This is a genomic window from Bacillus aquiflavi, from assembly GCF_019915265.1.
In the GTDB taxonomy this organism is placed as follows: Bacteria; Bacillota; Bacilli; order Bacillales; family Cytobacillaceae; genus Bacillus_BT; species Bacillus_BT aquiflavi.
Genome location: NZ_CP082780.1, coordinates 936,947 through 961,311, shown reverse-complemented (window position 1 = coordinate 961,311; position 24,365 = coordinate 936,947). Strand labels below are relative to the sequence as shown.

General features: G+C 34.5%; 19 protein-coding genes and 1 pseudogene. 8 read left to right on the top strand and 12 right to left on the bottom strand.

Features of this window, described 5'->3' with window-relative positions; all coding sequences use genetic code 11:
- Window positions 1-86 precede the first annotated feature (86 nt).
- Both K6959_RS04820 and ilvD read right to left on the bottom strand, forming a co-directional pair.
- Window positions 87-284 carry a hypothetical protein gene (locus tag K6959_RS04820; protein WP_163242036.1) on the bottom strand — a complete coding sequence of 66 codons (198 nt, stop codon included), beginning with the start codon at window positions 282-284 and terminating at the stop codon, window positions 87-89.
- A 14-nt stretch (window positions 285-298) separates the two neighbouring features.
- The gene (gene ilvD, locus K6959_RS04815; RefSeq protein WP_394373024.1) at window positions 299-1,966 is read right to left on the bottom strand and encodes a dihydroxy-acid dehydratase; all 1,668 of its coding nucleotides are present in this window, start codon (window positions 1,964-1,966) and stop codon (window positions 299-301) included.
- 345 nt (window positions 1,967-2,311) lie between these two features.
- On the opposite strand from ilvD, the gene K6959_RS04810 reads away from it, so the two are divergent.
- The 3 genes from K6959_RS04810 (at window position 2,312) to K6959_RS04800 (ending at window position 6,099) form a co-directional block, all read left to right on the top strand.
- Window positions 2,312-4,462 carry an MMPL family transporter gene (locus K6959_RS04810; RefSeq protein ID WP_223087796.1) on the top strand — a complete coding sequence of 717 codons (2,151 nt, stop codon included), beginning with the start codon at window positions 2,312-2,314 and terminating at the stop codon, window positions 4,460-4,462.
- Window positions 4,463-4,961: 499 nt separating this feature from the next.
- Entirely contained in the window at window positions 4,962-5,150 is a 189-nt protein-coding gene (locus K6959_RS04805; RefSeq protein ID WP_163242033.1) for a YkvS family protein, read from the top strand.
- 337 nt (window positions 5,151-5,487) lie between these two features.
- Window positions 5,488-6,099 (top strand): CPBP family intramembrane glutamic endopeptidase, encoded by a 612-nt coding sequence (locus tag K6959_RS04800; protein WP_163242032.1) that lies wholly within the window; start codon window positions 5,488-5,490, stop codon window positions 6,097-6,099.
- 320 nt (window positions 6,100-6,419) lie between these two features.
- Here K6959_RS04800 and K6959_RS04795 read toward each other — a convergent pair whose 3' ends face one another.
- On the bottom strand, window positions 6,420-7,466 hold the full coding sequence (locus K6959_RS04795; RefSeq protein ID WP_163242031.1) for a YkvI family membrane protein: 1,047 nt from the start codon (window positions 7,464-7,466) through the stop codon (window positions 6,420-6,422).
- A 238-nt stretch (window positions 7,467-7,704) separates the two neighbouring features.
- Here K6959_RS04795 and K6959_RS04790 point away from each other — a divergent pair, with 238 nt between their 5' ends.
- Complete coding sequence (locus K6959_RS04790) at window positions 7,705-9,858, top strand: ATP-dependent Clp protease ATP-binding subunit (protein ID WP_223087795.1); 2,154 nt, start codon at window positions 7,705-7,707, stop codon at window positions 9,856-9,858.
- Between the two features lie 129 nt (window positions 9,859-9,987).
- On the opposite strand, the gene K6959_RS04785 is transcribed toward K6959_RS04790, so the two are convergent.
- Window positions 9,988-11,682, bottom strand: a complete 1,695-nt coding sequence (locus tag K6959_RS04785; RefSeq protein ID WP_223087794.1) for a M3 family oligoendopeptidase — start codon at window positions 11,680-11,682, stop codon at window positions 9,988-9,990.
- A 121-nt stretch (window positions 11,683-11,803) separates the two neighbouring features.
- Window positions 11,804-12,253 carry a MarR family winged helix-turn-helix transcriptional regulator gene (locus tag K6959_RS04780; protein ID WP_179959025.1) on the bottom strand — a complete coding sequence of 150 codons (450 nt, stop codon included), beginning with the start codon at window positions 12,251-12,253 and terminating at the stop codon, window positions 11,804-11,806.
- A 207-nt stretch (window positions 12,254-12,460) separates the two neighbouring features.
- On the opposite strand from K6959_RS04780, the pseudogene K6959_RS04775 reads away from it, so the two are divergent.
- From K6959_RS04775 to K6959_RS04765, 3 genes and pseudogenes are all read left to right on the top strand, one after another.
- Window positions 12,461-13,951, top strand: a pseudogene (locus K6959_RS04775) (ATP-binding protein).
- Window positions 13,952-14,121: 170 nt separating this feature from the next.
- Window positions 14,122-15,354: an MFS transporter gene (locus K6959_RS04770; RefSeq protein WP_223087793.1), complete on the top strand. Its 1,233-nt coding sequence runs from the start codon at window positions 14,122-14,124 to the stop codon at window positions 15,352-15,354.
- A 339-nt stretch (window positions 15,355-15,693) separates the two neighbouring features.
- Complete coding sequence (locus K6959_RS04765; protein ID WP_163242025.1) at window positions 15,694-16,005, top strand: hypothetical protein; 312 nt, start codon at window positions 15,694-15,696, stop codon at window positions 16,003-16,005.
- A 139-nt stretch (window positions 16,006-16,144) separates the two neighbouring features.
- Here K6959_RS04765 and K6959_RS04760 read toward each other — a convergent pair whose 3' ends face one another.
- From K6959_RS04760 to K6959_RS04745, 4 genes are read right to left on the bottom strand one after another with little or no spacing between them, the layout of a single operon-like run.
- Entirely contained in the window at window positions 16,145-16,429 is a 285-nt protein-coding gene (locus K6959_RS04760) for a ferredoxin family protein (protein ID WP_163242050.1), read from the bottom strand.
- Window positions 16,429-17,724 (bottom strand): FAD-dependent oxidoreductase, encoded by a 1,296-nt coding sequence (locus K6959_RS04755; RefSeq protein WP_163242024.1) that lies wholly within the window; start codon window positions 17,722-17,724, stop codon window positions 16,429-16,431. The genes K6959_RS04760 and K6959_RS04755 overlap by 1 nt, the downstream gene beginning before the upstream one ends.
- Window positions 17,717-18,745 (bottom strand): electron transfer flavoprotein subunit alpha/FixB family protein, encoded by a 1,029-nt coding sequence (locus K6959_RS04750; RefSeq protein ID WP_163242023.1) that lies wholly within the window; start codon window positions 18,743-18,745, stop codon window positions 17,717-17,719. The genes K6959_RS04755 and K6959_RS04750 overlap by 8 nt, the downstream gene beginning before the upstream one ends.
- A gap of 13 nt (window positions 18,746-18,758) precedes the next feature.
- The gene (locus tag K6959_RS04745; protein ID WP_223087792.1) at window positions 18,759-19,586 is read right to left on the bottom strand and encodes an electron transfer flavoprotein subunit beta/FixA family protein; all 828 of its coding nucleotides are present in this window, start codon (window positions 19,584-19,586) and stop codon (window positions 18,759-18,761) included.
- 477 nt (window positions 19,587-20,063) lie between these two features.
- On the opposite strand from K6959_RS04745, the gene K6959_RS04740 reads away from it, so the two are divergent.
- Complete coding sequence (locus K6959_RS04740) at window positions 20,064-20,795, top strand: ZIP family metal transporter (RefSeq protein WP_223087791.1); 732 nt, start codon at window positions 20,064-20,066, stop codon at window positions 20,793-20,795.
- Between the two features lie 261 nt (window positions 20,796-21,056).
- Here the strand turns inward: K6959_RS04740 and K6959_RS04735 are convergent, their stop codons facing one another.
- The 3 genes from K6959_RS04735 to K6959_RS04725 all read right to left on the bottom strand — a co-directional run bounded on the left by K6959_RS04735 (window position 21,057) and on the right by K6959_RS04725 (window position 24,295).
- Complete coding sequence (locus tag K6959_RS04735) at window positions 21,057-21,317, bottom strand: aspartyl-phosphate phosphatase Spo0E family protein (RefSeq protein ID WP_262421894.1); 261 nt, start codon at window positions 21,315-21,317, stop codon at window positions 21,057-21,059.
- Window positions 21,318-21,587: 270 nt separating this feature from the next.
- On the bottom strand, window positions 21,588-22,094 hold the full coding sequence (locus K6959_RS04730; RefSeq protein ID WP_316252522.1) for a methylated-DNA--[protein]-cysteine S-methyltransferase: 507 nt from the start codon (window positions 22,092-22,094) through the stop codon (window positions 21,588-21,590).
- 11 nt (window positions 22,095-22,105) lie between these two features.
- Window positions 22,106-24,295 carry a PAS domain-containing sensor histidine kinase gene (locus K6959_RS04725; RefSeq protein WP_163242020.1) on the bottom strand — a complete coding sequence of 730 codons (2,190 nt, stop codon included), beginning with the start codon at window positions 24,293-24,295 and terminating at the stop codon, window positions 22,106-22,108.
- Between the last annotated feature and the right edge of the window lie 70 nt (window positions 24,296-24,365).

The window sequence follows — 24,365 nt, the reverse complement described above, 5'->3', positions numbered from 1 at the left end:
CTATGGCTTTTAAAGGATTAGCTTTTTTGCTATAAGTAGTCGCTGTCTACTCCTTAATACCTACTTTATTAATTTAATAAATTATATTACTCTCTTTTTTCATCTAACCGCCGACGAAATACTAAGGCCGAGACAGTGAATATTACAAAAGCTACTGTTGAAGCAGCAGTAACCATCTTTACCACATTTCCTATTGGAGATTTAAACAACAGAGCGATCGAGATGATTAAAACGGCACCAGTTAAACCCATTCCTAAAATTGAGAACACCAAAACCTTGTTCATAAATCACCTCACAGTTAAATCTTCATAATTCCACCTGTACTTGCTGAAGTTACAAGCTTGGAGTATCGCGCTAAGTAACCCGTTTTTACTTTCGATTCAAAACCTTTCCATTCAGACTTACGGCGAGTAAGTTCTTCCTCTGTAATTTCGACATTTAGCGTTCTTTTTTCAATATCAATGACAATGCAATCACCCGTTTGAACGAAGGCAATCGGTCCTCCCTCAGCAGCCTCTGGGGAAACATGGCCAATTGACAGACCACGCGAAGCACCGGAAAATCGTCCATCTGTTACTAAGGCAACTTTCGTACCTAATCCCATTCCGACGATTTGAGCTGTAGGAGCAAGCATTTCTGGCATTCCTGGTCCCCCTTTTGGCCCTTCGTAGCGGATAATGACGACGTGGCCTTCCTTCACTTCTCCCTTTGCAATCCCTTCTAATGCTTCATCTTGTGAATCAAAGACGATTGCCTCTCCTTCATGGCGAGTGATTCCTCCCTGTACGCCGCCTGTTTTAATAATTGCGCCATCTGGAGCTAAATTACCGAATAAAACAGCTAATCCACCGCTTTTTGAGTAAGGCTTATCAATCGGATAAATCGTATTGTAATTTTGCACTTCGCAGCCTTGAACGTTTTCCCCAAGTGTCTTTCCTGTAACCGTTAAACAATCTAAATGAAGGGCACCCTCTTTTTTTGTTAGTTCATTTAAAACCGCGGAAACACCGCCAGCTTCATGTAAGTCTTCAATATGCACATCAGAAGCAGGTGCAAGCTTTGCTAAATGAGGTACACGAGACGCTACCTCATTAATTCGTTCAAGAGGATAGTTTATTTCTGCTTCATTAGCGATCGCAAGTGTATGCAAAACAGTATTAGTTGAACCACCTAAAGCCATATCAAGAGCGAAAGCATTGTCTATCGTTTTTTCTGTTACGATATCCCGTGGTTTAATATCTAACTCTATTAGCTTCATCAACTGTTTAGCAGATTTTTTCACAAAATCTTTACGTGCTGGATCAATCGCTAAAATCGTTCCATTCCCAGGTAATGCTAACCCTAATGCTTCTGCTAGACAGTTCATCGAATTAGCTGTGAACATGCCTGAACATGAGCCACACGTTGGACAGCCATATTGCTCCAACTCTTGTAAACCTTTTTCATCAATTTTGCCAGACTGATAGGCTCCTACACCTTCAAAAACTGATGATAATGAAATTTTCTTGCCATCACTTGTCCGTCCAGCAGCCATTGGACCTCCGCTCACAAATATTGTCGGAATATTCAAGCGCATAGATGCCATCATCATTCCTGGTGTAATTTTGTCACAGTTAGGAATACAGACCATGCCATCAAACCAATGAGCTGCTACAACAGTCTCAACTGCATCAGCAATAATTTCCCTACTAGGTAGTGAATAGCGCATACCAATATGTCCCATCGCAATTCCATCATCAACGCCAATCGTATTAAACTCAAATGGAACACCGCGTGCTTCACGAATTGCTTCCTTTACAAGCTTTCCAAATTCCTGCAAATGAACATGACCGGGAACAATATCAATATATGAGTTACATACTGCAATAAATGGCTTATTAAAATCCTCCTCTTTTACTCCGGCCGCCCTTAATAAACTTCGGTGCGGAGCTCGGTCAAATCCCTTTTTAATCATGTCACTACGCATTTTTTTTATTTAATAGCACCTCGAGTCGCCATAATTTTTTTGATTATTTGAATATTTTATCATTAATCAATGGGTTATTGTGAGTTTTTCTTAAAATTATGTCATTATAACGAAGGTAGTTGTTGACAAATGCTCGCATTCATCGTTGCATGCACCTCGTTATCAGGTCATGAACGATATGTTCTATTCGCTTCTGTTTCGTACTACGTGCCTTGACTGACAAGCTTTTTCCAGTAGTCTGAAGAGGATATTTACTTCAAATATTGACTTTGTATTTCTTTTCTAAAATTTTTTTATCATAATAGAGTAAGAAGTGAAAAATTCGTATAAGGAGTATATGTAAAGATGAAATGTATTTCAACATTTGTTTCGCGGTTTTATAAATGGATCTTATCTTTTTGGATCGTCATCACAATTGTCTTAGGATACTTTGCAATCCAACTCCCTTCTCTTCTTCATGGCGATGGTTTTGAAATGAGTGGAGATTTTAAAACAGTTGAGAAAGAGTTAATCGAAACATTTAATTTTCCAAATTCAACTTTATTCTTATTATTTGAAAAAGCTGAAAAAGAATCAAAATCAGAATTTGAAGAAAAAATCGACACTACACTTGAAGAAGTCGAGAAATTGAATATTACTATGGGGATTCAATCACCTAACGTTAATCAAGAACTGAGAAAGAATGACATTTCATATGCGATTATCATGTTTGATAAAGATCAAAAAGATATGAAGCATGAAGTACAAAAGATTCGAAAACTAATTGCTCATAAAGAAAATGTGAATTTAACAGGAGCTCCAGTCCTAAATGAAGATATTAACAAAGCGAGCCAAAATGATTTAGTGCGGGCAGAAATGATTGGATTACCGGTGGCATTGATCGTACTGCTAATAGCGTTCGGCAGTATCCTTTCATCAATTGTTCCCATTATACTTGGTGTCATTACAGTCATTGCTTCTTTCGGTACGTTAACCTTCATAGGGGAAAAAATGACGCTATCTATTTTCATTTTAAACATTATACCGATGATTGGTCTTGCCCTTAGTATTGATTTTGCATTGCTATTTATCCATCGATATCGCGAAGAATTAATAATGCATAACAATAAATTTAAGGCTATTGAAACAACGATTCAAACAGCAGGAAGATCGATTGTTTTTTCTGCTGTTTGTGTATTTATCGGGATTGCAACGATGATGCTCATTAAAATTGATATATTCCAAACGATTGCGATAGGAGGTATGATCGTGATCGCAATATCAGCAATATCGGCGATTACGCTCCTTCCTTCAATACTATTATTATTAGGGAATCATCTTAACCGCTGGATGATCATAAAGCCACGCAGTCATAATACGTCATGGTGGACTCGATTTGCATATGGAGTGATGAAAAGACCAATACTTATTAGTGTTACAGCGCTTATTAGTTTAACAATAGCGATTTTACCAGTTAAAAATATTAATTTATCAATACCTGAAGCAGATTCTCTTCCAAAAGACTACGAATCTAGAATTGCGATAGAAAAAATTCAACAAGAATTCCAGCCCAAAAAAGAAAGTATCGTGTATGTAGTTGCTGAACGAAAAGATGGCTGGGCAGATAGAGATGGTTTAGACCAGTTAAAAGATTTAGTAAAGATGTTTGAAAAGGACTCACTAGTTGGAAAAGTTGAATCTATTTATGGATTAAGTCAAATAAATTCAAGTGAACAGCTGGCAAAGGCTTTGTCTAATCGTGAAACAAGCACAGCATTACAACCTATTCTTGATCAATTCGTTAAAGATGACAAACTGTTACTTCCTGTACATCTTAAAACTGAAGCGACATCAGAGAAAGCAAAAAAGTGGGTACGTAATTGGAGTAATAAAGAAACTGATATCCCTCTTCTATTTGGGGGTGAAGTAAAGTTTAATCAAGAAATTTATGATGAAATTGGGGACAAATTTGCATTATGTATTGCCATTATCGTCATTGCAACATTTTTCATCTTAATGCTAGCTTTTCGATCAGTAATTATTCCTCTGAAAGCAATATTGATGAATACAATCGGTTTATTATCAACTTTCGGTATTTTAGTTTGGCTTTTCCAAGGCGGTCATTTTGGTTTGCATGAAACAGACATCGCCTTAGTCATTCCAATTTTAGTATTTAGTCTTGTATTTGGACTTAGTATGGACTATGAAGTGTTTTTAATTTCAAGAATTCATGAATTGTATCAAAAAACCCATGATAATGATGAAGCAACAGCAAAAGGGCTTGCATTAACTAGTAAAATAATTACATACGCTGCCTTAATTATGATTGTCATTACAGGTGCATTTGCATTCACAGGTGTTGTTCCTGTAAAACAAATAGGAATTGGGATTGCGATTGCTATTTTAATAGATGCTACTATTATTCGACTTCTTCTCGTTCCAAGTTTAATGAAACTGCTCGGCCATTGGAACTGGTGGATGCCATTTGTTCGAACTAAACAGCAGTCTAAACTATAAATGAAGTTCATTTAGAAACCCCATATTTTAACATGCACTTTTAAGGGGCGACCACAAACTTCGCGGCCAATCTCAAACGAATCATTAAGCTATTAAATGAAAAAGAGAAAATGTAGGTAAAAGAAAAAGACACCTTAAATATGAAAAATCACATCGAAGGTGTCTTTTTTTAACGAAAAAACTATGCTCAAAAAAAAGCGGATAGTTTTCTACAGTGGTCTCTTTAACTATTAATAAACGCTCGCATTGTTCGTTACTTGCATTTTGTTGTTAGCTCATGAACTATATCCGTCTCTTTACCTATCGCTTCAACTGACAAGCATTTTCAAGTAGTCTTTTGGGCATTTATTTCTAATATTAACTTTGTTCCATCTAGGGTTTTTTGCAGATAAATATTTGCACAACTTTTACATTTTCCTTTACTAAAATCCCCAAGTAGTGCAAACTGTTATTTATAGTTCAATCAAAAAAGAAATGGATAGAAAGGGGAGAATTAAATTTGAAAAAGGCGGAAGTAGGGAATGTGATTGAATTTAAAGATGGATTACAAGGAATTGTTGAAAAAGTAAATGAAAACTCTGTTATTGTTGATGTAACTTACATGGACAATTACCGTGAACTTGATTTAGAGCAACGAACTGTTGTTAACCATAAAAATTACAAAGTAATTAAAGAGTCTGCTTTCTAGTAAAGAAAGAAAGCTTTTCCTCAGTATTACTTATGCAAACGCTGTCAATACCAAATTAAAAAGACATGCCGTGAGTAAGGTATTTCTAATGCCATAATTAAAATTGGCAATGCCTGAAAGCGGCCTTTTCGATTTTTCTATACATAAATCCTTTTTTTCGAAATGATTTGTCGTTTCGTTCACTATTTAGACATAACTATGAATAATTTTAACATTATTTAAACATTATTTAAAAAATATCATTAAACAAGCTTAAAAAGAATTCTTTTCCGTACAAATATGATTTAATATTTGTTAAAATAGAAATTGTTTCTTGTTAAGAAAGGAGTTTGAAGACATGAAAAAATGCGCATCCGATCTTCGATTAATTATCGGATTTTTTATTGCGCATCTTCTATTGTTTTTAACATTTGAAGATAAGTCAGTATTTTGGTATATTTTCTCTGCTTCCATGTTATTTTTAATTAGTTATTCTATTTTAAATGAAGAAATGGATGACCAAGCACCTGTTTCAAATTATTTATTTTATGGGATTATTTCTGGCCTATTATTATATACGGTATTTTGGGTTGGCAATAGCATGATCAACTTTTTTGATTTGCCATTTTCTAAACAAGTTTCAAGGCTTTATAATCGTTATGCCCCAACCGAGCTATGGCATTACATTGTTTTATTGTTCATTTTAATACCTGGAGAAGAGATCTTTTGGCGAGGATTTATTCAAAAAAGAATATTGAAATATACAAATATTTGGATAAGTATATTTGTTTCTGCACTTCTTTATGCTTCTGTGCAAATATATGCTGGTCATTCAATTCTCATTCTCGCTGCATTTGTTGGAGGACTTTTTTGGGGTGCACTATACACATGGAAAAGAAGTATCCCTCTTATTATCGTTTCTCATTTAACGTTTGATTTAATGATCTTTATCTTTTTGCCGCTCTACTAAAGGGCTGTGCTAAACAATCATTCGTGTGAGACCACAGTCTCGTATACTTTTTACCGTACATTTTAGCTAATATCACTTTAAGAGGCTTTTGACTCTTTATAGAATTTATAAGCGGAGCAAAAATCCCTTAAAAATGAGGGCACTAAAAAAGTCCTCTCAAAATGAGGGCACTAAAAAAGTCCTCAAGGAATTTCATAGCGAGTAGGTGAGCGACTTGTCGTTCATCTACTCGCCTTTTTGGAACACGTTGATTTCCGTTCCAGGGGGACGAACCACGAGCCTCCTCCTTCGCTTCGTGCAGGTCAGTACCCTCTTAAAAATTAATGGCTTTTTGTTGGATATGGCTTCATCCATAACAACACGATAAAAATCAAACTAATATAACCGAACAGCGGATACAAGTATGATAAAAGTCTGCCATAATGAACGAGACTAATGAAATAAGTAATAGTAAAAATAACCGCTATAATAATAAATCTAGGGGTAGAGATCAGGCTTTTCATCTGCCTTTCTATCCCAAAGACATTGCCAATAATAGAGGTGAAAATTTCACCATAAATAATTAATACAAAAATCCAATAAAAACCTGAAGCAAGGCTTTTCATAATAACTGCCATTGGGATATCATACACTTCAAAGTTTGGAAGCATTACTAAAGTAAAGTGACTAGAAAATAAAATCAGCGTTAATGCTGCTCCTCCGATGATACCGCCCCATTTAATTGCAGCTTCATCTTTAACTTCACTCGCAACTGGCACTAAAACAGCTTGTGCTAATGAAAGGTTAAAAGCCGTATATGTAAACGGAGCTATAGCTGATTTCCATCCATCAGCGACATACGGAATGTATAATATATTTTCCAAAAAATTAGGCAGCTTCATTGATAAAATCATTAACATAAAACTAAATGCAATCATCATCGGAACAACAAAAGTATTAACCGCAAACAACCCTTTTATTCCAACCATCATGACAACGAGCGAAAGTCCGATTGTAAAAAATACCCCTGTTGATTTAGATAAACCAAGTTGTTCTTCAAAAACAGCGCCTGCTCCTGAGAGCATAACAGCACATACACCTAATAATATTAAAAGTAATAAAACATTAACAATCATTGCAAATCTTTTCCCAAACAAAAATTCAGTTAACTGTTGATAAGAGGTTGCTTCAATTTTTACAGCAAGCCTCATAATCTTTACCCCTAAAAAAATAAATAAGTAACCACTCATCATAATGGCAATTAAACCGAAAAAGCCAAACCTTGAAAAAAATTCAACGATTTCCTTCCCAGTTGCAAAGCCTGCCCCAACAACAGTTCCGACATATACAGCAGCAATTTGTAGAGCAGCCCCCCAATTGATTTTCACAATATCTCCTCCCTATATTCTCAATATATGAGGAAAAGGACAATCAATGACGAGCATACTGTAACTTCTTTTTTCATAGTAGGAAAAGTAAAACTTTATCAATGTAATTTAAGGAAAACTATATGCAGATCACCAAAAAAATTAAAAAATAGTAGTTGAAAGTCAAAGAAGATCAAAGTATAATATAATCAAAGGTCAAAGATAGTCAAGGTCAAAAATCATAAAGGAGGTCAAAATTATGCTTTGTGAAAAATGTCAAACAAATGAAGCGAACGTTAACTTGCAAGTCAACATGAACGGTGCAAAAAAACATTATCATCTATGTCATGACTGCTATAAAGTTGAACGAGAAAAACTTGGAGCAACTTTCGGATCATCATTTAATAGTTTCTCAAACTTTGGAGGGTTTCCTTTCGAAGACTTATTTAAAAGTTTTCCACAGCCGGAAAATCATTTTAACCAAAATCATTCCGCAAATGTTTCACACAGCCAGCATGGTGGAGGATTTATTGATCAATACGGTCGAAATTTAACGCAGCTAGCAAAGGCTGGATTAATTGATCCTGTTATTGGGCGTGATGAAGAAGTAAATCGTGTCATTGAAATTTTAAACAGACGAAATAAAAATAACCCAGTGTTAATTGGTGAACCTGGTGTTGGTAAAAAAGCTATTGCTGAAGGACTAGCATTAAAAATTGTTAATAGTGAAGTTCCAAACAAATTGAAAAACAAAGAAGTTTATTTGCTTGATGTTGCTTCACTTGTTGCTAATACAGGAATCCGTGGACAATTTGAGGAACGTATGAAACAGCTAATTACTGAATTACAACATCGAAAAAATATTATTTTATTTATTGATGAAAATCATTTAATTGTTGGCGCTGGTTCGGCAGAAGGTTCAATGGATGCAGGAAATATTTTAAAACCAGCATTAGCACGCGGAGAACTCCAATTAGTTGGGGCAACAACTTTAAAAGAATACCGTAATATTGAAAAAGATGCAGCTTTAGAAAGACGCTTTCAGCCTGTTCATGTTCTAGAACCAGATTTAGACAAAGCAATTGACATATTAAAAGGAATTCAATCAAAATATGAGAATTTCCATGAAGTCAACTATTCAGAGGAAGCAATTAAAGCGTGTGTTCATTTATCACACCGATATATTCAAGATCGATTTCTCCCTGATAAGGCTATTGACCTTATGGACGAAGCAGGCTCTAAATTAAACTTACAAGCAGATAACCCAAATACAGAAAATATTGAAAAACGTTTGGCAGAAATTCATAAAGAAAAAGAAGCTGCATTAAAGCAGGAAAACTATGAATTAGCTGCAAAGCTTCGGGATGAGGAAGAAAAGCTTGAAAAGACAAGAAACGCACAGCCTGAACATGAACGGCCAATTGTAAGTAAAGCAATCATTCAGCAAATTATTGAAGAGAAAACAGGAATTCCAATAGGTAAGCTTCAGGAAGATGAACAGCAAAAAATGAAACACCTTGAAAAAAACTTAAATAGCAAAGTTATTGGTCAACAAGAAGCTGTTAAAAAAGTAGCAAAAGCAATTCGACGCAGCCGAGCAGGATTGAAAGCGAAAGAACGACCAATCGGTTCATTTCTCTTTGTCGGGCCTACCGGAGTAGGGAAAACAGAGTTAACAAAAACACTTGCAGAAGAATTATTCGGTTCAAAAGACGCGATGATTCGTCTCGATATGAGTGAATATATGGAGAAACATAGTGTTTCAAAAATTATCGGTTCCCCTCCAGGTTATGTTGGACATGAAGAAGCGGGTCAATTAACAGAAAAAGTACGCCGTAATCCGTATAGTATCATTCTATTAGATGAAATTGAAAAAGCTCATCCTGACGTACAGCATATGTTCTTGCAAATACTTGAAGATGGCCGCTTAACTGATAGTCAAGGACGAACTGTCAGCTTTAAAGATACAGTCATTATTATGACAAGTAACGCTGGAACCGGTCAAAGAACAATCCAAGTCGGATTTGAGAAAAATAACGCTGTCGAAGAATCAAATATACTTGATTCACTAGGAAACTTTTTTAAACCAGAGTTTTTAAACCGTTTTGATAGCATTATCGAATTTAAAACATTAGAAAAAGCTCATCTATTAGAGATTGTTGACTTAATGTTAAACGAGCTGCAACAAACATTAACTGAACAATCAATCAACTTAACTGTTACTGATGAAGTAAAGGAAAAACTAACGGAACTTGGCTACCACCCCGCTTTTGGTGCCCGTCCACTCCGCCGTGTGATTCAAGAACAGCTCGAAGACAAAATTGCAGACTTTATTCTTGATCAACCAAATAAAAAATCATTAAAAGCGATCATTGAGGACGGAAAAATTGTTTTAAAAACAAATGGAAAATAGAGAAAAACGCAGGGATTTACCCCCCTGCGTTTTTTCTATTTAAAAAATAAAGTAGTGAATTGTTCATTGATAGAGCTTTTTTGAGAAGATGATAAAATTATTTTAGCATGAACTCCCCTAATGCTTCACTTACATACCTTGATCGTCTACAGAATGAAGCCAGTTTTCTATTTCACTTACAACTGATTTTATACATCCTTCTTCAAACGGTGAGATTAAATTGGCTGCCTTTACAAGCTCCGTAAATGACTTACTTCCACCAAGCTTACATAAGTTCACATAATCTGTCCAAGCTTCTTGATCACGATCAATTATTCTTTTCCAAAACTGCAATGCACATATTTGAGCAAGTGTATAATCGATATAATAAAATGGCGATTGATATATGTGGCCTTGGCGCTGCCAAAAGCCGCCTCTTTCTAAATAGTCATGATTGTTATAATCTTTATAAGGCATATATTTTTTCTCAATTTCCTGCCATGCTTTCTTCCGTTCAGCTGGTGTTGCTTCATAGTTTTCATACACCCAATGTTGAAATTCATCAACTGCTACACCATAAGGTAAAAAGATCAACGCTTCACTTAAATGAGCAAACTTATATTTTTCTGTATCCTCTTTAAAAAAAAATTCCATCCATGGCCATGTAAAAAACTCCATACTCATCGAATGAATTTCACACGCTTCATAAGTGGGCCAATTATATTCAGGGATTTCATAATCGTGGCTTGAATAGACTTGGAATGCATGTCCTGCCTCATGTGTAAGCACATCAATATCTCCAGACGTTCCATTAAAGTTCGAAAAAATAAATGGTGCTTTATAATTTTCTATAAATGTACAATAGCCTCCACCTGCTTTTCCTTTTTTAGCAACAACATCCATTAATTGATGATCAATTAAATAATCGAAAAATTCACCTGTTTCTTTTGACAATTCATGGTACATTTTTCGTCCGTTCTCAATAATCCAATCGGGGCTTCCTTTAGGGGCTGCATTGCCCGTTTTAAATTTAACAGCTTCATCATAATAATATAATTTGTCGACACCAATTCGAGTTCTCTGCCGCTCTTTTAGCTTAACAACGATCGGAACAATAAATTCCTTCACTTGTTCACGAAACTTCCTAACCATCCTAGCATCGTAGTCTGTTCGCGACATTCGATTATATCCGAGTTCAACAAAGTTTTGATAACCGAGCTTTTTCGCGATCTCTGTCCGTACTTTTACAAGTTCATCATATATCTTATCAAGCATTTCTTCATTGTTTGCCATGAAACTAAAATATGCTTCAAATGCTTTTTTTCTCATATTACGATCTTTAGACTCTTGAAAAGGTCCTAATTGAGCAAGCGTCCGTTCTTCCCCTTCAAAGATAATTTTTGCCGATGCGATCAATTTTGTGTATTGTGTGGAAAGCTGATTTTCTTTTTGAAGAAGTTGGACAATCGTTGGAGAAAATGTTTTTAACTGTGTTTCAGCAAGTGCGAATAATTGTTTCCCCCATTTCTCTTCAAGCCCAGTGCGGAATTTTGAATGAATAAGTGCTTCATAATATTTTGATACTAGTCCTTCAACTTGAGGTAAAATTTCATCCATATAGTCTTGCTCAACTTTATAAAATTCATCATTCGTGTTAATCGTATGTCGAATATAACAAATATTAAACATTGTCCCGATATCATTTCGGAGACTATTAATCTCTTTCATCGCTTCGTTTTGCTCATCAATCGTTGCCGCCCCTTTAAATTGATCTAGAGCGTAATGAAATGTTTCGCTTATTTTGTCTATATTAGGGCGACTATAAGTATAATCTTCAAATCGCATGTAGCTACCTCCTATATTTTTTTGGATCTCTTTCTTAAAAAAACCATGCTTTTATAATCGTTTATGTACACTATCCGATATAAAATTTAACGTACCCATCATGCAAACTGCCTGTAAAAAACTAATATTTCTTCGCTTGCAAACCTACTTTCTTTAATAATTCAATCATGGTGTTTTGTTCATCATCTGTTAAAACGGACATTAATTCATAAATATGCTTTTCGTGCTCGGGAAAAATCTTTTCAATTAATTGTTTCCCTTTATCTGTTATTTGAGCATAAGTAACCCTTCGATCTTGAGAACAAGCTAACCTTTGCAACAATCCTTTTTGTTCTAACTTATCCACAACGTATGTAATACTGCCGCTTGCCAACAAAATTTTTCCGCCAATTTGTTGTAAAGGTTGGTTGCCTTTATGGTACAACAGCTCTAAAACAGCAAATTCTGTAGGATTTATGTCATTCATTTGGATATATTTATTAACTTGTTCATTCATCGCTTTATAAGCTCGTGATAGTACAATAAATAATTTTAATGCTTGCTTTATTTTTTCCTCCGACACATAAATCATATCCTTTTTTATGCTTCTATAAGCGTAAACAATCCTTGTGAGATCATATTATCTTGAATTCAAAGTTATTATATTAAAGACATTCTAAACATGTCAAATCATATTAGAAAAATTAGGAATCAATATCTCGAAAATTAACAGCTTTATCATATTAATGATATAATAACTTTCGGTATACAACATTTATCATAATTTGAGGTCTTACATATGAAATTTTTCAAACAAAATATATGGATATATTTATACGTTGTCCTGCTTCCATCACTTATTGTCAGTTCTATCTACATCAATTATCGAGTTGAAGAAGAATTCTCTATCCAAAAAGAAAATACAAAATGGATTGCTTCAATCCACCAACGTCAATGGGATCAGTTCATCAGTGAAACCATTACGATATTAGAAATACTTTCGCTGATGGCCGAGTCTGCTGTTGAAGATCCTGACAAAATAGAACCTTTGTTAGCTAAAATCCATCAGAAAGATCCTCGATACGGAGGATTGTATTTATTATCACAAGATGGGACTGTAATTGCAGGCTCAAACAGCTTTCTTAAAAAAGTAAATTTATCTAAAAAAGAATATTTTCAAGAAGTTGTCAAGGCGAAGGATACCATTATTTCTAGCGAACAAGAAATATTAGAAAATAAACAAAAAGTTATTAGTCTTGCGACTCCTGTTTTAAACAGCAATCGGGAATTAAGCGCTGTTCTTATTGCTCATTTAAGAATTGATTATATGAAGATTTTTATGAATACTTTAACTCCAAACATTAAAATGTTATTTGTCAATACGGATAACAAAGTAATATTTAATTTAAATATCGATGACTTACCAGATTTATCTAAGGAGTGGATATCAGTACCGATTGATCGGTTGCCTTGGAATATTAAAGTGCAGATGACTGAGTTAAATAAACAAAAAATAATTTTAGATTCAAGCTTGTTTATTATTATCATACTTATTATTGCACATATTTTATTCTTATTAATAAAATATGTTATTTTAAAAAGGCAAGCGTCTAGAGAAAAAGCACAAATCGAGGCACAAAAATTAGAGCTAGTCGGCACGTTAGCTGCAAGCACCGCTCATGAAATACGAAATCCCCTAACTGGAATAAAAGGACTTGTTCAACTATTAAATGAAAAATATAATAGTCAACAAGACCAATTTTATTTTTCAGTCATTAATAAAGAAATCGAAAGAATTAATGAAATTGTTAGTGAGTTTCTTATTCTTGGAAGGCCAACTGCACAAAAAACGGAAAAAATAGATTTGCGAATGATTTTATTAGAGTTAGAACCAATTATTTTATCAGAAGCTAACTTAAATAATATTCATTATGAATTTATCGCCCCTGATTTTCCGCTTCTGATCAATTGCACAAAAAATCATATGAAACAAGTCATTTTAAATATTTCCAAAAATGCTTTTGAATCGATGGAAAATGAAGGTTCATTAATAATTCACCTATCGAAGGAAAAAAAAGATTGTATTTTAAAAATTGTCGATACTGGAATAGGGATAGAAGAAGATAAAATTGATGATATTTTTTAACCGTTTTATACATCTAAAGACTATGGCACTGGACTAGGACTTATCGTATGTAATAGAATCATTCAATCTTTTAACGGAAACATTCAAATTCATAGTAAAAAAAATAAAGGGACGACAGTGACAATTACTCTGCCTTTAGCCTAATTTCCCAGTGTGAAACGGCTTTTAACCATCTTTAGTTAGATTTTTCAAAAACTAAAAGGTTGAGAAATATATATATATATTGTAAGATTCATCATATTAGTTTATTAAAGTCTTCTAAATTATAGGGGATTAAAACTAATCTTCTGTAATGAATAAAAAAGGAGTTTGCTATGAGTCAATCAGCTGAAGTTTTAAATCCTGTCCATCGTGTACAAGAGAAGACAACTTATAAAATTTTACTGATTATCGGTTTAACGCATTTATTAAATGATTCTATTCAAGCTGTCGTACCTGCAATGTTCCCAATTTTAGAGAAATCTATGGGGCTTACGTTTACTCAGTTAGGCTTCATCGCTTTTGCATTAAATATTGTCTCTTCGATTATGCAGCCAATAGTTGGAGTCATTACGGATAAACATCCGATGCCTTTTGCGCTCCCAATAGGACTGACATCAACATTATTTGGTGTTTTAGGACTCGCTTTTGCTCCTAACTTTACTCTTATCATTGTTTCCGTCCTATTTATTGGACTTGGTTCAGCTATTTTTCATCCAGAAGGATCGAGAGTCGCTTATATTGCTGCAGGGACGCGCCGAGGATTAGCGCAGTCTATTTATCAAGTCGGCGGAAATTCTGGACAGGCATTAGCCCCCTTAATAACAGCTCTCATCCTTGTTCCGCTCGGACAAAGAGGTGCTGCTTGGTTTTCGATTGTTGCTGCAATTGCTGTCGGGTTATTAGTCTATATTGCGTTTTGGTATTCTAACAAGTTAACCATTCAAAATGCTGCTCAAAAGAAACAAATTGAGCGAAATGGTGAAAGAAAAATCTCAAAGCACATTTGGGTCACATTATTTCTTATTTTACTATTAATATTTGCCCGGTCTTGGTATATTTCTGGAATGGGTAACTTTTACGCCTTTTATATTATTCAAGAATATTCTTTTACAATTAAACAGGCACAGCTATTTTTATTTGCCTTTTTATTAGCAGGTGCATTTGGAACTTTTTTTGGAGGACCACTTGCCGATCGCTTCGGGAAAAAGAATGTTATACTCGTATCAATGCTTGGTGCTGCACCATTAACAGCAATCCTTCCATTCGTAACGCCGGCTGTTGCATTTATCATTTTAATTGCCACTGGTTTTATCTTAATGTCAAGCTTTTCTGTTACAGTTGTTTATGCACAAGAGCTTGTTCCAGGAAAAATTGGTACGATGGCGGGATTAACTGTCGGTCTTGCCTTCGGGATGGGAGCTTTAGGTTCAGTCGTTCTAGGTTATTTATCAGACTTAATCGGTCTATCGCAAACGATTTTTTTAATGAGCCTCTTGCCAATTATCGGAATTTTAACATTCTTCCTTCCATCCGATCAAAAGCTGTCTAAAATGAACTCACTTTAAACAACTTAAAAAAGAGTAAAGAAAAGGTACCGCCCCCCGAAAGTTAGATTTATCACTCTAACTTTCGGGGGGCGGTACCAAATTGTTTCTGTTATTCTCTACTCTCTTTTCTTTTTTTGTAATGCATTTCAATACCTCACCTTGCGAGATAACCAAATTGTATTTAAGCTCACTTGCTACAATAATGAACCACCCTCCTATACCTTTTATTTTGCATCTATTCATGATAGTTCACATGTACTGTAACCTCAATTTTTTTTGAAAAATTTTAACAACTTTGCTAACCGTTTATTGATTATTTTTTATATAATTAACTTAATAGAAGGGAGGGATTGATACGTGATGTTTTATCCTAATTTCACAGAGTTTTATCATAAAGGATTAATTCCTATTGGAAAACAGGATCAAAAATGTTTAAATACAACTATGACAAATTGGCTCATCGCTTTAGAAGGTGAATGTACTAAAAATAACGAAAGTATATACCATTGGAAAGTTTCCGTATACTTAGCTGATGACGATGGCACATTTTTATTTAGTAAACCATTTTACACTTCCCCTGCTTTTCATTGTATTCACTCTGCCTTTGCTAAAGCAAAAGACCTCGAAGACTTTGGTAAAAATGATATGCTCACTTCAATCCATATATAAAATAAAAATAAGAATAAGAATCATCATTAAGTTTCATTTTTTCTTTTTAACTATATTTGTGAAAACAGACACAAATAGTGTTTTCATTCGTGATTATAAAAAAGAGTACTCTCGGATAAAACCGATAGCACTCAATTATTTACGCTAAGCGGAAGATCACTCCGTACCCGCCTTTTGGATACTCCCATTTAATATTTTGATAAGGGCAGCCAATTCTACAGCTGCCACATTCATGACATCCTTCATATCCTACGTGCATTCTTTTTCCTTCCCACTTATAAACTTCGCCAGGACAAAACAGCGTACAATATTTTTCAGGACACTTCGTTAAACATACATCATGGTCCAATACCGTTAAATGGGATTTCGTATCTGCCTTAAAACGAACTAAATATTGTTTTTCTTCAATCGTTTGTGTTGACATCACTTCACCGCCTTCCAAGCACGATAAATGTCCTGCAGTACTTTAAATGTACCCTTTTTCCCAGTAATAGATTTCATGATCTCTTTTTGCTTTTCTTTTTTCGGTGCACCATCTACAGTAAAAAATTTACTTACTGCTTGATTCATAATTGGAACATATTCTTTAAAATATTGCGGATGATTTTCAAACGTTTGTGTTGCATCTTTATATTTCTCAAGATCTTTTATAATAAAGCTGTTGTATAATGCTTCCCGATATCTGTTTAAACTACTTTCGCTAAAATTATTCTCCTCTGTTGCCATAATAATCGCTTCCCCAGCCATTTTACCTGAAGCCATTGCCATATTTGAACCTTCGCGATGGATTGCATTTACAAGCTGAGCAGCATCTCCAACAACGACAACACCATTACCGGCAACCTTTGGAACCGAATTGAAACCGCCTTCAGGGATTAAATGTGCTAAATATTCCATTGATTCTCCATCTAAAAGCAGTGGTTTAATCATAGGATGATTTTTTAAATAATCAAGTAGATCATATGGTTTAAGCTTTGCATTCATCATACTTGAAAGAGTTGTTCCTACTCCAATGTTTAGACTCTCTTTATTAGTATATAAAAAAGCCGTGCCAAGGTTCCCTTTCGTCGAATCTCCAAATATTTCAATAGTACAGCCTTGATTATCCTCAAGGTTAAAGCGGTCATTTATTTTTTCTTTCGGCAAATTAATAACTTCCATAACCGTTAATGCTACTTCATCGGGACGGAACTCTTTATGGAAACCGAGCTGCTTACTTAATAATGAATTAACGCCGTCAGCAAGAACTACCACATGGGCAAATACGTCTCCATCAGGACGATCCGTTCTAACTCCGACGACCTTCCCATTTTCAACTAAACATTCAGTCACTACTGTTTCGTTAATTAACAGTGCACCTGCATCAACAGCCTTTTGGGCAAACCATTGATCAAACTTTGCGCGTAACACTGTAAAGTTATTATATGGCTCTCTCCCCCATTCAAGACCTTTATAGCCAAACGACACAGCCGATTCTTTATCCATCATCCAAAAGCGCTGTTCAATAATCGGTCTTTCTAAAGGTGCTTCTTTCCAAAAATTTGGAATAATATCTTCCATTTGTTTTCTGTATAAAACACCTCCCATAACGTTTTTACTGCCAGGATATTCTCCCCGTTCAATAAGTAGAACGGATAATCCCGCTTTCGCACAAGTATATGCACAGGCGGTTCCAGCTGGTCCTGCGCCAACTACGATTACATCAAATTTTTCAGACATAGCTGATTTCACCGCCTTGTTCATTTTTGATCCGTTTAAACTGTTCGATCAATTTTGGTAATATTTCCAATGCATCTCCAACTATCCCATATGTAGCAACTTCAAAGATTGGGGCATTGGGATCTTTGTTAATTGCAATAATCAATTCTGAATTCTTCATCCCGACTACATGTTGTATGGCTCCTGATATTCCAATTGCAAAATATATTTTCGGTGTAACTGTTTCACCTGTTTGCCCAACTTGCAGTTCATGCGGAAGCCATCCTGCTTCAACGACGTCTCTCGTTCCTCCGACGCTTGCTCCAATTACTGCTGCAAAATCATGAATTAATTGAAAGCCTTTTAAATCACCTAGACCTTTTCCTCCGGCAACAATAACGTGTGCTTCTGCTAAATTCGCTTTTTTTGTTACGTTTTTCACAACTTTAAGTACTTTAGTACGCATGTCTTCTTCCTTTAGATCAATAGTTTCTTCAATCACTTTTCCGGTTCGTGTTTCATCTGGCTGCAATGCTTTCATAACCTTCGGGCGTACAGTTGCCATTTGCGGACGGTGCTTTTTACATAAAATTGTTGCCATAATATTTCCGCCAAACGCTGGACGGCTCGCTTCTAATAACCGCTTGTCTAAATCAACATCAAGCATTGTTGTATCAGCTGTCAATCCAGTATTTAAGTCTGTCGCAACAGCGCTGGCTAAGTCCTTTCCATTCGGAGTCGCCCCATAAAGGAATATTTCGGGTTTATATTTTTCTGCAAGCTTTATGACACATTTCATATAAGACTCAGTTCGATAGTTTTCTAAAATCTGATGATCTATTACGTATACTTCATCGGCACCATATTGGATGACCTTATCACATAGATGCATAATACCGTTCCCCATTAACACACCTGCTAATGGTACGTCAAGTTTATTCGCAAGTGTTCTACCTGCCCCTAATAATTCAAGAGAAACTTCTTCAATTTCCCCGCTATTTTGCTCGATAAAAACCCATACGCCTCGATATTCTTCAAACATTAATACCCCCCCTTTATACGTTCTGATTGCTAAAAACGAAAACTTCCTTTTTCTCCATTAAAATCTCCATAAGCTTTTGAACTTGCTCATCTATCGTCCCTTCAATTTTTTTGCCTCCCTCTAATTTTGGCGGTGTAAACATTTTTCCGACAATTGTTGGCGATCCTTTTAAACCTAACTGTTTTCGATCGACATTTTCTAAGTCGTTAACAGACCAAATAACAGGTTCATATTTTGCCGCACGAATCATATTCGGCAAAGGTGAATATTCTATTTCATTCATTTCTTTTTTAACTGTTAGTAAACAAGGCATATTCGCTTGAATTAATTCATAGCCGTTCGTTAGTTTTCTTTTTAATAAAATTACCTTTTTTTGTTCGTCCATTTCGGTCACTTCAACCACATTCGTCACTGGAGGAATATCTAGTCTTCTGGCAATCCCCGGTCCAACTTGTCCTGTATCTCCGTCAATTGCATGTTTTCCACAAAAAATTAGGCTAATTGGATTTTCTTTTTGAATTTTTTTCAATGCTTTTGATAGCGCATAGCTAGTAGCAAGCGTATCTGCTCCAGCGAAGGCTCTGTCTGAAATTAAATATCCACGATCTGCTCCAATTTCGATGCTTTTTTTAATCACTGCTGTTGCTTGCGGAGGTCCCATTGATAAAACAGAAACTGTTCCGCCAAACTTTTTTTTAAGTGTAACAGCTTCTTGAACTGCATGGGCATCATAAGGATTTAAAATGGCTGGAGCACTTCGGCGGTCAAGCGTGTTCGTTTTAGGGTTAATTTTAATGATTTTTGTATCTGGTACTTGCTTGACACAGACTACAATATGCATAAACGAAACTCCCTTCACTATATTTATTATGGTGAAAACGTTTTCTTTTCACCTATTATATGAATTGCTTATGATGAGTTATTTAAAATCATCTAAGCAATTACAACCTTTTTTAAAATTCTATGTTGTGATTTCTTAAACTTGCAAACTAAAACGAACTTTATGATAAGTTGGAGCATGATGCAAACTGTTGATAAACACTATTTTTTGTAAACTGATGCGTGATCATTTTAATCGCTTCCATCCCACTGGTAACGGAGCAATCATTCTGAAGATATTAGCTTTTTTTTTAAGATGATTATCTGAAGGTTCTTATGAAGAATAAATTTACAAGGAAATATATATTAATATTACTATATAAAAAATATGGACATATACAATGATAAAAATCACAGTTTAAAAATGAAACGTACTAACTTGTTAAAATCGGCATTTTTGCTTATTATGTGTTTATCTTAAGAAATGAAGGGAGCTTTTATGAATATAGTTATTATTGGAAGTGTACTCTCCGCGCTTGCAACTGGAGCAGGAGCTTTAATTATCTTGTTTATGAATGGAACAGTTACTCACCGCTTTCGAGATGTTTTACTATCCTTTACGGCTGGAATAATGATGTCTGCATCTACAATGGGATTGATTCCTGAAGCACTGAACTATGGAGACTTCGTCCCATTAGCAGTTGGAATAATATTAGGAGTTATTACATTAACACTGTTAGAAAAAAACATTCCACATATCGATCTGGAGCATTCAAAAAAAGGAATTGAATTTGATGAAAAAGCGATGCTGATAATTGCCGCTATTACATTACATAATATTCCTGAAGGACTTTCAGTTGGCGTCAGCTTTGCTACAGATGCAATAGAGACAGGAAATTTAATTGCGTTTGCAATCGGGCTCCAAAATGCACCTGAAGGTTTTTTTGTTGCTCTTTTTCTTGTTAACCAAAAAATAAGTAAATTTAAAGCGTTTATTATTGCTACTTTAACGGGGGCAATTGAAATCGTTACTGCTTTACTTGGATTTTATTTAACTTCTTATGTGAAAACACTTCTTCCATATGGACTTGCATTTGCAGCAGGGGCAATGCTATTTATTGTTTATAAAGAGTTAATACCCGAAAGCCATGGTGACGGCAATGAACGAACATCAACTTATTCCTTTATCTTTGGGATATTATTTATGATTTTCTTTTTCGAGCTTTTTTAACGATATGTTACCTATCATTTTACTAAAAATGTGAACAGAAAGGAATCTCCTTTTCTCTTGATTTAAATAAAATGTTTAAAACAATCTCTCTTTAGACAGACTATTTGAAAACGCTTATTATTAGAGATATCGAGCATAAGGCAAATAGAACTTATACCTAGAAGAATGCGAACGTTTACCTAAAAGTCTGAAAGGAATCTCTTCTTTTTAAATAAGTGAGATTCCCCTATTTAATCTTCTTTAAGTCGTTTTAACAACTGATTATGAAGTAACCTTCATGTGATGAATAGGCTTTTCGTATATCATCACCATTTTTTGAAATATAACTTTTACTTCTTCTTCGTGATGCCTTTTTTGAAAGGTACATTGATATTTATAAATTAGTTCGTCAAGTTCTTCGCTGCATTTTTTTGTATCATCACTTGTATACCCGTATTTTTCAGCAGAATCAATCATCCTTTCTCTCTTTCTTTGAATTTCATCCATCATTAATCTCGCTATTCGTTTGTTATTCTGGCGCAACCTTCTTTCCTCCTAATCCGTTCCCTTGTACTGTATCTATCAAAAAATAGTCTACTTGTGCATTATTACAACAATTTCTAAAATTGTAAATAGGTTCGCAATATTAGACAATCTTTTTATAAAAAAAAATTTTTCTCTCTCATTTTTTTTTTTTTTTTGTTTTTTTCGACATTAATTTTTCTCTATAAAAACAAAAAATAGTAGCATCGATAAAATCTATTAATATGCATCCCGAATATAACAATCCTAGAACCTTTTGTTACAATATTATTAAACATTTTTTTTTTCCACACTGACTCCCTCAAGAATAAGAAGTTTTTCTTTAATATCAGTTCGTTTTCCTGCATACCCAGTTAAGCTTTTATTTTTCCCGATCACTCGATGGCATGGAATAATAATTGGAAATTTATTTGCTTTATTAGCCTGTCCAACTGCCCTAAGGGCCTTAGGTCTACCGATTGACTCAGCAATTTCCTGATAACTTTTCGTTTCACCAAACGGGATTTTCAAAAATGCGTCCCACACTTGTAATTGAAACGGCGTGCCAGATTTGTAAAGTGGCAGTTGAAATATTTTTCGAGTTCCATTGAAATATTGATCAAACTGCTTAATCGTTTCGATCATCATTTGATGATCTTGTTGTATACGAATTTGCTCACTGTCTTTCCGTTTTCGAAAATTTTCTTCCCCAATATAAACACCGATTAAATGCTCATTATTTGCCACGATATATATCGTTCCAACAATACTTTCATATACAGCGTATGATAACATCATCCAACACCTCACTAACGATTTATTGGTAAATAGATATGGAAGGTTGTTCCTTTTTTAAGCTCACTTTCAACTTCAATCGTACCATTATGCTCTTCAATAATTCTATAGCTAACCATTAAGCCTAAGCCCATTCCTCGTTCTTTCGTTGTAAAAAAAGGCTCACCTAGCTTTTTTAACTTGACTTCGCTTATTCCGCTGCCTTCATCGCGGATTGAGATATGAATTCTGCTATCCTCCGTGGACTTAATAGAGATTGTAATAAATCCCCCATTTGGCATTACTTCAATAGCGTTTTTTATAATGTTGACAAAAACTTTTTTTAGCTGGTTTGGTTCACAACAAGTAATCGGTAAATCTTCCTCATAATGAGTACGGAATTGTATATTATGTAACACCGCTTGTGCACTTAATAATTCAACAGTTTCTTTCATAATCTGACGGATATCCTTTTGCAAATAGTTTACTGCTTGCGGTTTTGCTAAAATTAAAAATTCATTAATAATTGACTCAATTCTTAGCAGCTCTGTTTTAATAATATTAAAATACGTTGAATAGTCTTCCTTGACGTTAGTTTCTAATAACTGTATAAACCCTTTTAAAGCGGTCATCGGATTCCTTATCTCATGAGCGACTCCAGCTGCCAACTGACCAATTACGTTTAGGGTATCTGATTTTCTTAATTGTTCTTCCATTTCAAGTTTCTCAGTGATATCTTGAAAAATAGTAAAAATCGCTCCAGGAATAACATTATATTTTGATGAATATTCGATATGTTTTCTTTTCCCATTCCACAAAGTGAGTGTTTTACTGCCTTGATAGTTTCCTATTTTTGAAATTTGTTGAATATATTTATTTAATATCTTTTTTCCGTTTTGTCCAAAATCTATCACAGTTAATAACGATTTTCCGATTAATTCTTCTTTTTTCTTTTCGCACAAACTAGTCCCTACTTCATTAATATCAATAATTTCAAATCGCTCATTCAAGAGAACCATACCGCTTAGGGCACCATCAAAAATTTTCCGAAAGCGTTGCTCGCTCTTTCTAAGTTTCTTCTCCATCTCGTAACGCTCAATAACATTTCGAAAAATTGACATATGGTTGTTATCAGCTGATCTTAGTTTTGCAGTAAATTCTAATAATTTCTTTTGGCCATTTGGCATTAAAAACCATAACTCATCCCTAATTGCACCAGTTTTTAATAATTCATCTGCAATTTGTTTCCATTTACTATCTCCTTTTAAGATAAAATCTGTGATGTTTCGATTAATTAAGTCTTTATGACTAGTTTCAAAAATTTCACAAGCTGCTTTATTTGCTCTCTCTATATTTCCTTGATCATTCCATAAAATTATTCCGTCAAGGGCTCCTTCAAACAAATCTCGAAACAGCTGTTCATTTTTCCTAATTTTCCGTTCTGTATTCCATTTTTTAGTTATATTCCTCATAATTGACATATAAAACCCGTCAAAAACGTATGAACTAATCGTATATTCATACATCGTAGTTCCTTCACAATGCTGAATTGGAATAATCCCTGTAGCTTTTCCGGTTTGTTTTAATAAGCGTTTAATTTCTTCTAGTTTTACTTGATGCTTTTCTGGAACAAACTGAGATAATGGTTTTCCTATGACACTCTCTTTATTTAAATGAATGTTTTGACAAAAGGCAGGATTAGCATTCATAATCACACCTGATTCGTCACAAATAATAATACCATCAACCGCTTGATCGAATATATCATTAAACATATTTTGCGTCATTAATTGTTCCTCTTTTAATTTTTTACAACAAGAAATATCTTTTAATTGAAAAATCTCGATATTTTTTTCCGTATGTTGTAAAACAGAGAGCTCAATATGTTTGACATCTCCATTTTCAAGCTTAACAATTAAATCATCACTCTTGTTATTTTTCAGATTTTGTACTTGTTTATCCCAATCTCCTATAAAAATCGTTGAAAATAATGAGTTTATTTGTTTACCTAACAGATCAGATTTCTGAAGGTGAAGCAGTTGACAAACAGGATCATTAACTCTTATAATACGACCATATTCATTCACAACAATTATCCCGTCAGTAACTTTCTCAAATACTTGCTTATATAAAGACACCTGATCTATTATGTTCATATTATCTAATTCATCAACCTTAATATCTAAAAGCCTTAGAAACTCAGTCTGCTCTCTTGAATCGCTCACCGAAGCATCCCCCTTATATAAATTGAACCAGTTATGTATAATAATAGAATTATTCTACGAAAGGATTGTA